The 13728-nt window shown below is 74.2% G+C and carries 10 protein-coding genes; 5 read left to right on the top strand and 5 right to left on the bottom strand.

Features of this window, described 5'->3' with window-relative positions; genetic code table 11:
* The 5 genes from ADK60_RS14405 to ADK60_RS14385 form a co-directional block, all read left to right on the top strand.
* On the top strand, positions 1–895 hold an 895-nt coding region (locus ADK60_RS14405; protein WP_353651747.1), incomplete at its 5' end, for an LLM class F420-dependent oxidoreductase.
* Entirely contained in the window at positions 892–2154 is a 1263-nt protein-coding gene (locus ADK60_RS14400; protein ID WP_107094608.1) for an MFS transporter, read from the top strand. The genes ADK60_RS14405 and ADK60_RS14400, both read left to right, overlap by 4 nt.
* A 323-nt stretch (positions 2155–2477) precedes the next feature.
* A complete protein-coding gene (locus ADK60_RS14395) occupies positions 2478–3062 on the top strand; it encodes an ABC transporter permease (RefSeq protein WP_286163072.1) in 585 nt (194 codons plus the stop codon).
* Positions 3063–3163: 101 nt separating this feature from the next.
* Positions 3164–4195, top strand: a complete 1032-nt coding sequence (locus ADK60_RS14390) for an ABC transporter substrate-binding protein (RefSeq protein ID WP_053646201.1) — start codon at positions 3164–3166, stop codon at positions 4193–4195.
* Between the two features lie 150 nt (positions 4196–4345).
* On the top strand, positions 4346–5641 hold the full coding sequence (locus tag ADK60_RS14385; RefSeq protein WP_053646200.1) for an MFS transporter: 1296 nt from the start codon (positions 4346–4348) through the stop codon (positions 5639–5641).
* A gap of 74 nt (positions 5642–5715) precedes the next feature.
* Here ADK60_RS14385 and ADK60_RS14380 read toward each other — a convergent pair whose 3' ends face one another.
* The 5 genes from ADK60_RS14380 to ADK60_RS14360 all read right to left on the bottom strand — a co-directional run bounded on the left by ADK60_RS14380 (position 5716) and on the right by ADK60_RS14360 (position 13453).
* The gene (locus ADK60_RS14380; RefSeq protein WP_079008358.1) at positions 5716–7029 is read right to left on the bottom strand and encodes a UDP-glucose dehydrogenase family protein; all 1314 of its coding nucleotides are present in this window, start codon (positions 7027–7029) and stop codon (positions 5716–5718) included.
* A gap of 81 nt (positions 7030–7110) precedes the next feature.
* A complete protein-coding gene (locus tag ADK60_RS14375; protein WP_053646199.1) occupies positions 7111–8334 on the bottom strand; it encodes an MFS transporter in 1224 nt (407 codons plus the stop codon).
* Positions 8335–8437: 103 nt separating this feature from the next.
* Entirely contained in the window at positions 8438–10342 is a 1905-nt protein-coding gene (asnB, locus tag ADK60_RS14370) for an asparagine synthase (glutamine-hydrolyzing) (protein ID WP_079008357.1), read from the bottom strand.
* Between the two features lie 101 nt (positions 10343–10443).
* Positions 10444–12396 carry an NAD-dependent epimerase/dehydratase family protein gene (locus ADK60_RS14365; protein WP_234371084.1) on the bottom strand — a complete coding sequence of 651 codons (1953 nt, stop codon included), beginning with the start codon at positions 12394–12396 and terminating at the stop codon, positions 10444–10446.
* A 391-nt stretch (positions 12397–12787) separates the two neighbouring features.
* Positions 12788–13453 carry an LmbU family transcriptional regulator gene (locus ADK60_RS14360; RefSeq protein ID WP_199839668.1) on the bottom strand — a complete coding sequence of 222 codons (666 nt, stop codon included), beginning with the start codon at positions 13451–13453 and terminating at the stop codon, positions 12788–12790.
* Positions 13454–13728: the final 275 nt, after the last annotated feature.

Below are 13728 nucleotides of genomic sequence, written 5' to 3'. Positions count from 1 at the left end.
GGCCCGCCGCATTGCCACCCTGCTCGCCGGCGCCAACCACGCCGTCACGCCCGAGGACCTCGCCGAACTCCCCAAGGCCGCCGTGGTGTTCGTCACCATCGCCACCCGCCCCACCCTGCGGATCGGCGCCCAGCTCCACCCCCAGCACTGCGACCTGGCCGACCTGCGGGCCGCCTGGCGCGCCGCCGACGAGCTCGGCGTCGACTCGCTGTGGACCTGGGACCACTTCATGCCGCAGACCGGTGACCTCAACGGCCGCCACTACGAGTGCTGGTCGCTGCTGGCCGCCATGGCCGTCGAGACCAGCCGCGCCACCATCGGCTCCCTGGTGACCTGCACCGCCTACCGCAACCCCCACCTGCTCGCCGACCAGGCCCGCACCGTCGACCTGCTCAGCGGCGGCCGCCTGGTGCTCGGCGTCGGCGCCGGCTGGTTCGAGCAGGAGCACCGCGAGTACGGCTACCCCTTCCCCGGCCCCGGCGGCCGGATCGACGCCTTCGAGGAAGCCGTCACCGCGATCCGCGACCGCCTGACCCGGCTCAACCCGGCGCCCGTCGGCCCGCTGCCGATCCTCATCGGCGGCGGCGGCGAGAAGCGCACCCTCCAGGCCGTGGCCCGCTACGCCGACCTGTGGAACTGGTACGGCTGGGACTCCACCGACCCGGTGGCCGAGTTCGCCCGCCGCAGCGGCCTGCTCGACGACTGGTGCGCCGAGGTCGGCCGCGACCCGCGCGAGATCGGCCGCACCGTGATGATCGACGCCCCGCAGACCGGCCTGGCCGAGGCGTTCGCGGCGGCCGGCGCCACCGAGATCATCGTCTCCGTCCCCGGCCCGTTCGACCTCGCCCCGGTCCGCGAACTGCTCGCCCTGCGCGACGGCCTGGCCGGCCGATGAGCGGATCCGGGCAGCCGGACGGGCGTCCCGGCGCCGGGTTCCACGGCCTGATGGCCGCCCTGCTGGCGTCCAGCGCCGGCATCGGCCTGGTCTTCCCGCTGACCAGCATCTACATCAGCGACCGGCTAGGACTGGGCGGGACCGGCGCCGGCACCTACTTCGTGGCGATGGCGGCCGCCGGGTGCGCCGCCGCGGTCCTCGGCGGCCCCCGGGCCGACCGGGGCAGCGCGGCGGCGGTCGGCGCGGTCGGCACCACCTCGCTGGTCCTCTCCTACGCGCTGCTCGGCGCCGCGGGCGGCAGCCTGCCCGTGACGGCCTCCGGCCTGCTCGCGGGCGTCGGCTACGGCCTGCAGTACGCGGCCATCACCGGGGTGGTCACCGCCCTGGTGCCGGCCGCGGGGCAGCGCCGCGCCTTCGTGCTGCGCCATGTGATGACCAACGCGGGCATGGGCCTGGGCGCCACCGGCGGCGGGCTGCTGCTCGCCGCCGGCCGCCCGGCGGGCACCCTGCCCTGGCTGTACGAGGCGGCGGCCGCCGCCTCGGTGCCGCTCGCCGTGCTCTTCCTCCTGGTCCACCGGCGCCGCCGGGCCGTACCTGCCGTGCCGGACGTGCCTGCCGTGCCGGCCGTGCCCGACGGCGGTGCCGCGGACCGGGAACCGGACCCGCCGGGCTACCGGGCGCTGCTGCGCAGCCGTCCGATCGCCCTGCTGATGCTCGCCCAGGCGCTCTTCGCGACCGCCGGCTTCACCCAGATCGAGGCCACCGTCCCGCTGCTGCTGCACCACGGCATGGGCATCGGCCTGGCCGGCGTCAGCGCGGTCACCGCCGGCAACGCCCTCGTCCTGCTCCTGCTCCAGCACCCCGTCGCCCGGCGCCTCGAAGCGCTGGCCGAGGAGGCCGCGCTGATCGCGGCGCCACTGCTGTGGTGCGCCGCGTTCGGCGCGGGCGCCCTCGCGACGGCCACCGACGGCGCGGCCAGGACCGCCCTGCTGGCCGCCTTCGCCGCGCTCTTCGCGATCGGCGAAATCGCCTACTCCTCGGCGTTCTTTCCGCTGCTGGTACGGTTCTCGGGCCCCGCCTCGCTCGGCCGGGGCAGTGCACTGTCCTCGCTGGCCTGGAGCACGGGGACGGCCGTCGGGCCACCGCTGGGCATCGCGGTCGTGACGGCCACCGGCACCGGTACGGGCTGGCTCGCGCTCGCCGCGGGCGCCGCGGCGGTCCTGGCCGTCACCCTCCTGCTGCGCCGCACGGCCCGATGAACGCACCGAGCCGGCCGCAGCCCGGCGCCAGAACCACCCACCCTGCGTACGGGGAGACGAACGGAGCTTCCGTGTCAGAGCTGAAGACCGCCCACCGGACACCTCCGGCACCGGCCGCCACCCCGGTGCCCCGGGCCACCGCCCCCGGCCGGTCCGCACGGGCCACCGGCCGACTGGCGACGGTGCTGCCGCCGCTGGTGTTCGGCCTGATCCTGGTGGGCACCTGGGACGTCGTCACCCGGACCAAGGCCGTCTCGGCGTTCTTCCTGCCCTCCCCCGGCACCGTCGCCGGGGCCTTCGTCGACGCGGTCACCGACGGCGGACTGCTCGGCTACGCCTGGCAGACCGTCGTGGAGAGCGCCGCCGGCAGCGGCCTCGGCATCGCGGCGGCCCTGCCGCTCGGCTACCTGATGGCCCGCAGCACCATCGCCGCACGCGCCCTGCAGCCCTACCTCGCCGCCTCCCAGGCCGTACCGGCGGTGGCGCTCGCGCCGCTGCTCGCCCTGTGGATCGGCTACGGGCTGCTCCCGATCGCCATCCTCTGCGCGCTGCTGGTCTTCTTCCCGATGCTGGTCAACACCATGCTCGGCCTGCGCGAACTCGACCCCGAGGTGCTCAACGCCGCCCGGGTCGACGGGGTCGGCCGGTGGGGCATGCTGCGCCACATCGAGTTCCCGCTGGCACTGCCGAGCATCCTCGCCGGGGTGCGCACCGGGTGCACGCTCTCCATCACCGGCGCGGTGGTGGGCGAGTTCGTGATGGGCGGCGAGGGCCTCGGCCAGCTGCTGGCCGTCCAGCGCGGCCAGGCCGACTCCACCGGCCTGTTCGTCTCGCTGCTCACCCTCACCCTGCTGGCCGCCGCCACCTACGGGACCGTCCGGCTGGTCGAGCTGACCGTGGACCGCTGAGCACCGGCTCCTCGCGCCTCCTGCCTCCGCTTCCCTTGCCTGTGCCCGCTTCTGTTCCCGTGCCTGTTCCCGTCGAAATCCCTACCACCAAGGACTGTCGCATGCCCAAGACCACCGCCCGCGCCGCCGGGGCGCTCGCCCTCCTCCTCGCGGGCAGCGCCACGCTCTCGGCCTGCGCCTCCGACCCGACCGCCGCCAAGTCCTCGGACGGCAAGAGCGGCGGCGCCGTCACCGTCGGCCTCACCTACATCCCGAACATCCAGTTCGCCCCCTTCTACGTGGCGGAGAGCAAGGGCTTCTACAAGGAGGCCGGACTCAAGGTGACGCTTCGTCACCACAGCTTCACCGACGACCTGTTCGGCGCCCTGACCGCCGGTCAGGAGGACGTGGTCTACGCCGGCGGCGACGAAATGCTCCAGGCCCGGGCCAAGGACGTGCCGGTCGTGGACATCGCCACCCTCTACCACACCTACCCGGTGGCGATGCTGGTGCCGCAGGACTCCCCGATCCACACCATCGCGGACCTGCGCGGCCACAGCGTCGGCACCCCCGGCCCCTACGGCGAGACCTACTTCGGCCTGCTGGCCCAGCTGAAGGCCGGCGGACTGACCACCAAGGACGTCGACGTCCAGCACATCGGCTTCACCCAGCAGGCCGCCCTGGTCGGCAAGAAGGTCGACGCCGTGATGGGCTACCTCAACAACGACGCCGTCCAGTTCCAGCAGGCCGGCCTGGCCGTCCGCCCCGTCGAGGGCACCGGCGGCGCCTCGGCCCTGCCGCTGGTCGCGGCCGGCCTCGGCGCCACCAGGACCACCCTGGACAAGCGCGGCGACGACGTGCGCAAGTTCGTCGCGGCCACGCTGCGCGGCGTGCAGTACACCGTCGACCACCCCGACGAGGCGGTGTCGATCAGCAAGAGCTTCATCCCGGGCATGAACGACCAGAAGCAGCAGGACTCCGCCCTCGCCGTCCTCCGCGCCACCGCCCCCCTGATGCAGCCGCCCGCCGCCGGAAAGCCGGGCCTCAACGACCCGGCCACCTGGGACCGGATGGCCGCCTTCATGCAGGAGCAGGGCCTGATCGAGAAGCCCGCCACCCCCGCCGAGGCCTTCAGCAACGAGTACCTCCCGTAGCCTCCGGGGCGGCCGCCGCCCGCCGCCCTCGGTCGGCGGGCGGCGGAGTTCCGGCGCGAATTCGGCCGCCCGGGAAACGTCGCCCTCCGGCCCGGCCGACGGCGCGAATTCACCGTTTCCCCACGACCCGCCCTCTGTTACGGTCATTCCATGATCCATTGGCGGGGGATATTCGAGGACCGCGGATTCAGGGAGCTGTTCGCCGCCACCACAGTGAGCGCCGCCAGTGTCGGCGTGGCGAGAATCGCCGTCCCGCTGGTCGCCGTCCTCGCCCTGGACGCCGGAGAGTTCGAAGTGGGGCTCGTCTCCGCCTTCCTCACCCTCCCCTTCCTGCTGGTCGGCCTGCCGGCCGGGGTGTGGGTGGACCGGCTCCCGCGCCGCAGGATCCTGGTGCTGTGCCAGCTCGCCCGTGCCGTCATCCTGCTCTCCGTCCCGCTGTCCTGGTGGCTCGACCTCCTCTCGATCCGGCAGCTCTACGCCACCGTGCTGCTGTTCGGCGCGTGCAACGTCTTCTACGACGTCGCGTACCAGAGCTTCCTCCCCGGCCTGGTCGGCCGGGACCGGGTACTGGAGGGGAACGCCAAGCTCACCGGAGTCCAGCAGGTCTTCGCCGTGGGCGGCCCCTCGCTCGGAGGCCAGGCCGTGGCGCTGCTCACCGCCCCGGTGTCCTTCGTGGTGACCGGCGCGGGCCTCCTGGTCTCCGCGGTCTGCCTCGCGCGGATCCCCGCCGACGAGGAGCGGCCGGTCCGCCGGCCGGAGTCCCGCATGCTCAAGGAGATCGGGGCCGGGCTGCGCCTGGTCCGCCGAAGCCCCCGGCTGCTCGCCGTCGCCGGGTCGTCCGCCTGGCTGAATCTGACCTGGTACGCGGCCTACACGGTGATGATGGTCTTCCTGGCGCGGACGCTCGATCTCTCCCCCGCCCTGATCGGCCTCTTCCTGAGCGTCTCCGGAGCGGGCGGACTCCTCGGGTCCCTGCTGGCCCGGAGGATCTCCGAGCGGGTCGGTCCCGGCCCCGCGATGTGGCTGGTCCTCTGCCTCGGCTCCCCGTTCGCGCTCGTCCTTCCCCTGGTGGGATCCGGCTGGACGCTCTGGCTCGCGGCCTGCGCCGACGGCGTCACGGCATTCATGATCGTCGTCCACAACATCAACCAGGTCAGCTGCACCCAGGCCCTGACTCCCGATGCCTACCTCGGGCGGGTCAATGCCACCATGCGTTTCCTGACCTGGAGTTTCATGCCGCTCGGTTCGCTGCTGGGTGGCGCCGCGGCCGGCTGGCTCGGAACACGCCGGGGCCTCTTCGTGTGTGCCGCAGCCGGCTGTCTGGCCTTCCTCCCGATTCTCCTGTCACCGCTGCGGACCATGCGGCAATTCCCCACGTCGCCGGAAAGCGACCACAGCGACCACCAGGCCGTGGAAGAAGTCGGCGAATTCGCCGGGAAGCCCTGATATTCGCATTCCTGAACGCTTTTCGACCGACTCGTCCCCGTCTCCCCGGCCCGGCCCGGCCCGGCCCGGCCCGGTCAGCGGCGGCCGAGGGAGCGGTACGTCCAGCCGGCCGCGCGCCACGCCTCCGGGTCCAGGACGTTGCGGCCGTCGACGACGGCCCGGACGGCGACCTCCTCGCCCAGGGCCGCCGGGTCGAGCTCCACGAACTCGCGCCACTCGGTCAGCAGCAGCACCACCTCGGCCCCGCGCGCGGCCGCCGCGGCGGAGGCGGCGTAGGCCAGGTCGGGAAAGGCCTTGCGGGCATTGTCCAGGGCCGCCGGGTCGTACACCGCGACCTGCCCGCCCTCGCGTGCGATCGCCGCCGCGACGTCGAGCGCGGGCGAGTCGCGGATGTCGTCCGACTCGGGTTTGAAGGCGGCGCCGAGCACGGCGACCTTCCGGCCGGCGAAGGAGCCGGCCACCAGTTCCCGGGCGTGGTCGACGGCGCGGGTGCGACGGCGCAGGTTGATCGCGTCCACCTGCCGCAGGAACTCCAGCGACTCGCCGGTGCCCAACTCCTCGGCGCGGGCGACGAAGGCCCGGATGTCCTTGGGCAGGCAGCCGCCGCCGAAGCCGAGTCCGGCGGCGAGGAAGCGCCGGCCGATCCGCTCGTCGTGGCCCAGCGCCTCGGCCAGCCGCACCACGTCGGCGCCGGCCGCCTCGCACACCTCGGCGATCGCGTTGATGTACGAGATCTTGGTCGCCAGGAAGGCGTTCGCGGCGGTCTTGACCAGCTCGGCGGTGGCGTAGTCGGTGACCACGGTCGGGATGTCGCCCAGCGCCCCGTACAGGTCGCGCAGCAGACCCTCGGCCCGGCCGGGACGCACCCCGAGCACGATCCGGTCGGGCGCCAGGGTGTCCTCCACCGCGTGGCCCTCCCGCAGGAACTCCGGGTTCCAGGCGAGTTCGGCGGCCTCCCCGGCGGGCGCCAGCTCGGTGAGCCGGGCGGCCAGCCGCTCGGCCGTGCCGACCGGGACGGTGGACTTGCCGACGACCACGCAGGGCCGGTCCAGGTGCGGGGCCAGGGCGGCCACGGCGGCGTCGAGTTGGGAGAGGTCGGCGGCCCCGGAGTCCTTGCGCTGGGGCGTGCCGAGGCAGAGGAAGTGCAGGTCGCCGAAGGCGGCGGCCTCCTTCGGGTCGGTGCCGAAACGCAGCCGCCCGGCGGCCAGGTTGCGGCGCAGCAGCTCTCCCAACCCCTGTTCGTGGATGGGCAGTTCACCCTGATTGAGGGAGTGGACCCGGTCCTCGTCGATGTCCAGTCCGAGGACCTCGTGGCCGAGTTCGGCCATGCAGGCGGCATGGGTGATGCCGAGGTAGCCGCTGCCGATCACCGTCAGGCGGTGGCGCACGGTCGGTCTCCTGTCGTTGGTGGGGTGCGTGGCATTGCCGGACGGGGCAGGGAAGCCGGCCGACGGAGGGGACGGCCCGGGTCAGCCGGTGGCCCGGGTCAGCCGGCGGACGGGCCGGACGGCGAGCAGGGCGAGGGCGCAGCCCAGGCCGACCACGGCGCCGAGGAACAGCAGCCGGTGCACACCGACCAGGCCGCTGACCGGACCGGCGACCGCCTGGCCGAGCGGGACGGCCAGGATGGATCCGGCGATCTCGTAGGCCGCGACCCGGTTGAGCTTGTCCTCCGGTATCCGGGTCTGGACCGAGGTCGCCCACTGGACGCCCCAGAACGCCCACCCGATGCCGCTGACCAGGTAGCCCGCCATCAGCAGCGGCACCGGAGGCACCAGCGCGGCGGACAGCGGCATCAGCGGGAAGAGCAGCATCGCCACCGCCCCGCCGAACAGCGGACGGGCCGGGCGCAGCCGGATCGCGACCAGGCCGCCGAGCACGCAGCCGACACCGAACGCGCTCTCCGCCCAGCCGAAGGCCGCCTTGCCGTGGGCGTCGATGATGGAGACCGCGCCGACCGGGGTGATCGGGCCCCAGACCGCGACGCCGAGGACCCACCAGATCAGGATCACCGACCACAGCCAGGAGCGGGAGCGGAACTCCGTCCAGCCCTCGCGCAGGTTCTGCAGGGTGGAGGCGCTGCGGTCGGGTTCGACGTACGGCAGCCGCAGGGCCGTCAGGCAGAGCCCGCTGACCACGAAGGCGACCGCCGTCGCGGCGAAGACCGAGGCCGGGGAGACCACGGCGACCAGGGTGCCGGCGAGGGCCGGGCCGGCCATCGTGGCGACGCCCTGGCTGACCCTCAGCACGCCGTTGGCCTGCTGCGGGTCGGCGGCGACCTGGGGGACCAGGCTGGTCAGCCCAGGCTGGAACATCGCGGTGGCGAGCCCGCCGAGCACCGACGCGAGGACCAGCAGCCACAGCGGCGGGTGGCCGAGCCAGAGGCAGAGCGCGAGTCCGGCCTGGATCGCGCAGCGCGCCCCGTCGGCGGCGATCATCTGCGGCCGGGGGTGGAAGCGGTCGGCGAACACCCCGCCGAACACCACGAACAGGGCGAACGCCCCCATCCAGGCGCCCAGCGCGACGCCGACGGCGCCCACCCCGAAGCCGAGGGAGAGCATCGCCACGGCCGTCGCGACGGGAATCATGGTGTCGCCCAGCACCGCCATGGTGCGGGCGGTGAAGTAGAACCCGAAGTTGCGGGTCCACAGGCGGGCCGGCGGGGCGGGCGGCGCGGCCAGGGTCGCGGCCATGGGGCTCCTTCGGGACGTCCGCCGGGGCGGGCGGGTGCTCGGGGTCGGGCGGGCACTCGGGGGCGGGCGGGTGCGGGAGGCGGGCGGGTGCGGGTGCGTCGGTTCAGAGTGCGAGTTCGACCCGGTACGCGCGCAGCCAGGCGTCAGTCTGCAGGGCGGTCTCCAGCGCGGCCCGACCGACCCCCGCGACCAGGGCGTCCGCGCCGTCGCGGGCCACCGCGGCCCGGAGCCCGGGCGCGAGCAGCGGGGCCACCGGGCTGTCCGGGTCCAGGGCGACCCCGGCCAGCCGCTCCCGCAGCACCCGGTCGTAACCGGCGTCCCGCAGGTTGGGGTAGGGCGTCTTGATCCGCATCGCCACCGGTTCCGGCAGCAGGTCCTTCATCGCCGCCCGCAGCAGGCTCTTCTCCCGGCCGTCGAACGCCTTCATCTCCCAGGGGATGTTGAAGGTGTACTCGACCAGCCGGGGGTCGGCGAACGGCACCCGGATGTCGAGCCCGGCGGCGTTGCCGAGGCGGTCCAGCCGGTCGAACAGCACCCGGGTGTGGCGGGTGTGCGCGAGGTAGGTGACCTCGCGGTAGCGGGCCTCGACCGGGTCGGCGACCACGTCGGCGGCGGCGATCTCCGCGACGGCGTCCCGGTGGCAGTCCCGCTCGTAGCCGGCCAGGTCGAGCTTGCCGAGCAGTCCGGCGTCGAAGAGCACGTCGGTGCCGAGGAAGCGCGGCCGGTTCTCCGCCACCCAGGGGAAGGTCGGGCAGGCGATCCACTCCGGCAGCCGGTTCCAGTTGTAGCCGCCGAAGACGTCGTCGCCGCACTCGCCGGACAGCGCGACGGCGGCGTGCCCGCGCGCCTCGCCGAACAGCAGCCGCAGCGAGGCGTACTGGTCGCCCTTGTTGATCGGGATGTCGTAGGCGGCGAGCACCGAGGCCCGCAGCGCGGGGTCGAGCAGGTCCAGGCCGGCCAGCGAGATCTCGCCGTGCTCGGCACCGGCGTGCTCGGCCATCAGCCGGGCGTAGAAGTGGTCCTCGTTGCCCTGCGTCGCGGCGCCGTCGGCCCCCGGCTCCTGGTCGTTGACGGCGAGCGAGCGGATCGGGCCGCGGCCCTGGCGGCGGGCGAGGGCGGCGGCCAGCGCGGTGAGCGAGCTGGAGTCGAGGCCGCCGGAGAGCAGCGAGCAGGGCAGTTCCCCGCCGTCCAGGTGCGGGGCGACCGCGTCCTCCAGCAGCGCGCGCACGGTGTCGACGGTGGTGCCCAGGTCGTCGGGGTGGCCGGCCACCCGCAGCTGCCAGTAGCGCCGCTCGGTCGAGCCCGAGCGGCCGACCCGCAGCAGCGCGCCGGGCAGGACCTCGCGCAGGCCGCGGAAGACCGCGTGGCCGGGCACCCGGGCGACGGAGAGGATGTCCCGCAGGCCGTCGGCGTCGAGGGCGGGCCGGAAGCCGGGGTGGGCGAGCACGGCCTTGGGCTCGGAGCCGAAGAGCACACCGTCCGGGGTGGTCGCGTAGAACAGCGGCTTGACGCCCATCCGGTCGCGGACCAGCAGCAGTTCCTCCCGGCGCGGGTCCCAGAGGGCGAGCGCGTAGGTGCCCTCGATCCGGGTGACGAAGTCCTCGCCCCAGGCCAGGTACGCCTGGAGCACGGCCTCGGCCTCGCCGCCGGTGACGGCGCGGTGCCCGGCAGCGGTGAGGCGGTCGCGCAGCGCGCGGGCGTTGGTGAGATGGCCGGCGAAGGAGAGCACGGCGAGCGGGCCGGTGTCGCCGGGGGCGGTGAGCGGCTGCGGGTGCGGGTCGCGGGCGGTGCGGCGGTGGCCGAGGGCGGCGTGCGCGGAGCTCCACAGCCCCTCGCCGTCGGGGCCGCGCCGGGCCAGTGCCGTGGTCATGGCCCGGACGACGTCCTGCCTGTCCGCGGTGTCCCAGGTGCCGGCGCTGTCCCGGGCGTCAGCGGTGCCATGGGTATCAGCGGTGTCACGGGAGGGGGTGCCGTGGGAGAAGTCGACCCAGCCGGCTATGGCGGACATGCGGTACTCCAGGGGTGGGCGGTGGCGGGTGGGTTGCGCTGGCGGGCAGCGGGGGGCGGGGTGGCCGACGGCGCCGGACGGGGCGCCGCCGGCCGGTACGGTCACGCCCGCGCGTCGGGCCCGCTCGGGACGGCGGGGGCGGTCCGGTCGGCCGCGACGGTGTAGTCGCCGTGGATGTCGCAGGCCCACCACTGGGCGAGGGCCCGCATGCTCTCGCGGAGCTCGGCCGAGGGCTGCCAGTGGAGTTCGGCCCCGATCAGCCCGGTCGCCATGGTCCAGCGGTCGACCGTCGGGTCCTGGACCCACTCCCAGGGCGTACGGCGCGACACATCGGCCAGGAACCCGGCGAGCTCCTGCTCGTCGAAGGCCGCGGAGGCGACGTTGAGCACCGGCCGCGCGGGCGGGGCCGCCAGGACGGCGCGCAGCGCGTCCGCGAGGTCGCGGTGGTCCAGCACCTGGTGGCGGCCCAGCGGGTTCAGGGCGAGCGGGCGCCGGGTCCAGGCCAGGTTCACCCACCGCACCAGCGGGCTGTCCTCCGGCGCGTACCGGCCGACCGGGTCCGCGAGGCGCAGGACCTGCACGGGGACGCCGTGGTCCGCGCCCCAGGCCAGGACGGCCTGCTCCTCGCGCCACCAGGCCAGCGCCACCGGGTCCGCCGGGGCGGCGGCCGGGAACTCCTCGGTGACGGTCCGTTCGCGGCTGCCCCGGTAGACGGCCGAGGAGCCGGCGTAGACCACGCGCTCCACCCCGGCCTTGGCGGCGGCGGCGAGCACGTCGGCCAGCAGTCCTTCGTCCTCGGGGCGGCCCAGGTGCACCACGTACCGGACGCCGTCGAGGTCCCCGGCGGACGGCCGCCCGGCGTCGTGGCCGCCGTCGTGCCCCGCGTCGTCCCCGGCGTCGTGCCCGGCGTCGGCGAGCAGCCGGGCCAGCTGCCGGGCGAAGTCGGGGCCGCCGCCGGTGACGGCCACCCGGGCGAGCGGGGCCGGGCGGGGCGTGCGGACGGCCGGATCGGCCCCGGCGCGGCGGCCGGCGGCGAGGGCGGTCAGCGCGAAGTCGCGCACCGCCGGGACCACCGCCAGCAGTTCGGCGACGGTGTACTCCTGGCACAGCCCGCCCGTCCCGAGGCTCTCCAGGACGGCGGCGGCGATCCGCGGGTCCGGCTCCGGCCGGTCCGCGGTGACGACGCCGATGGCGAACGCGGTCAGCCACACGGCCCGGCCGGAACCGTCCAGGAGGCCGGCCGCGGCGTCCGGCCCGGCGGCGGCGAGCGCCGCCAGGCAGGCGTCCAGCAGGCCGGTGCGGGCGAGCTGCCGCTCGGTCTCCAGGTACTCCCACTCGGTGCCCCGGAGCACGGCGCAGCGGGCCTCGCCGTACTGGTAGAACGGCACCACCGGGAAGCGCGGGCACGGTTCCCCGGCGTCCACCGGACCGGCCTCGCCGGTGAACAGGGTCGCCTGGCGGAAGCCGTGGTAGGTGTTGCCGGCCAGGCTGGGCAGGTCGTCGTGCTGCACCGTGCTGGGGGTGCAGAAGCGCACCGGCATGCCGATCGCGTTCAAGTAGCGCTGCACCACCACGTCGTAGGGCCAGCCGCCGCCGTGCTCCTGCTGGAAGGCCTCGTAGCCGCGCGCGGTCCCGGCGGGCAGTATCAGCGCCTGGCAGGGCACGTGCTCCTGGAGGGTGTACGCCCAGGGCGCGCCGACGAGCGCGGCGAGCCGGGCGACGGCACCGTTGCGGGAGTCCCAGCCCGCGTAGAGGGCGATCGCCTCGCCGGGGGCCGCCGCGGCGGCGCGCTCGGCGTGCTCGTAGAAGCCCTCGGCGAGCACCACATCGTCCTGCAGCACCAGGTGGTGGGTGGCGTCGGGCGCCACGCAGGACCAGGAGAGCGGCGCCACCCGGAGGGCGGTCGGACGGCCGGACGGCTCGGGGTCCGTGATCACGCGGATGCGCCCCAGGGGGTCGGCGTCGGCGATCCGCCGGGCCTCCTCCGCGCGCTTGGGGTGGCTCATCACCGCGCCGCTCAGCCGCACCTGGGACGGTTCGTTACTGGCATCCATCGAAGTACCTCGCTGTGGGGGATTGGGGTTCGGTGGGGTCGGATCGGCTCCGGACAGTTCCGGATCGGTTCCGGATCAGTTCCGGCTCGGCGCAAGGTTCCGTCGAGGACGAATCCGTCCCCCGGAATACGCCGACCGGACAGGGCTTCGCGCCGACTTTCACGCCCGGATCCGGGGCCACAGGAATTCACCAGGCTCGCGCGGCGCAGAAACGGCCGATCACAGCGGCTTCATTCCGCCCGCCGCCGCGATTCCTGATTCCCGGACCTTGACCCCTGGTCCTTGGTCTCTGATCCTCGATCTCTGATTCGCGACCCGATGACGGACCGGGTGTTCGCCGTTCCGCCGCTTTCCCGACCTCGGTCATCAAATATCCGGGAAATTCGCCGCGTCAACATCCGTCGGAATGAGGGCGGAGTCCGGCAATCCGGATCCGGTCGCGCTCCTCGCGCTCCTCCGTGCCGCGACGGGCGGCCGCGTCCAGAACCTCCAGCACCCAGGCGGACAGGTCCCGGTTGGCGGCGTCGGCGGCGTCCTCCCAGAGGCCCCGGCGAGCCTGCGTCACGGCGAGCCTGAGTTCGACGGCGATGGATCGTGCACCCGTGCCAGGATTGGCGGCGGTGCGGATCCGGCGGCGGAGTTCGTTGCGGGACCAGCCGCCCCGCTGCGCCCGGTCGAGCCAGTTGTCCTGGACCTCGGGATCCAGCGAGGCGACCTCGGCGTGGTGCTGCATACTCAGGGCCGGTCTGCGGCGGCCCGGCGGAAACTTCCGGGCGACCCAGGCGTAGTTCCGCAGCGTCTGGTAATCCAGCGCGGTTTCGTCGATGGCCCTCCGGTAACGTTCCGGATATCGGTCCTGGCCGTAGACCAGCCAGTCACCGAGCCACCAGGTGGCGGAATCCGCCGCGGCCCCGAGATCCTGCCCGATGCGCATCCACGCGTCGATCGGGAGCCTTGCCGGGAGGGCGAGTGAGGTTTGGTCCCGGGAGAGTTCCGAACTCCTCCCGGTCCGTCTTCCCAGAATCCTCACGTCCTCCGACCGATCCGCCCTTCGCATGCTGTCCTCCCCGTTGTTCAGCAACAGTCGATCATTTTGAGGAACGAACCGCACCGCTTCAAGGTCTAGACCAGCCTGGAGATCCCCCCACCGGCACCCACCGATCCGCCGCCCCTGCCAACCCCCCGCTTCCCCGCCTCAACACCCTTCGGAACGAGGGCCTGGCCCACCCGCCACGGCAATCCGGATCCGGTCGCGCTCCTCGCGCTCCTCCGTGCCGCGACGGGCGGCCGCGTCCAGAACCTCCAGCACCCAGGCGGACAGGTCCCGGTTGG

Source organism: Streptomyces sp. XY431 (genome assembly GCF_001279805.1).
GTDB lineage: Bacteria > Actinomycetota > Actinomycetes > Streptomycetales > Streptomycetaceae > Kitasatospora > Kitasatospora purpeofusca.
This window is presented reverse-complemented; position numbering and strand designations above follow the sequence as displayed.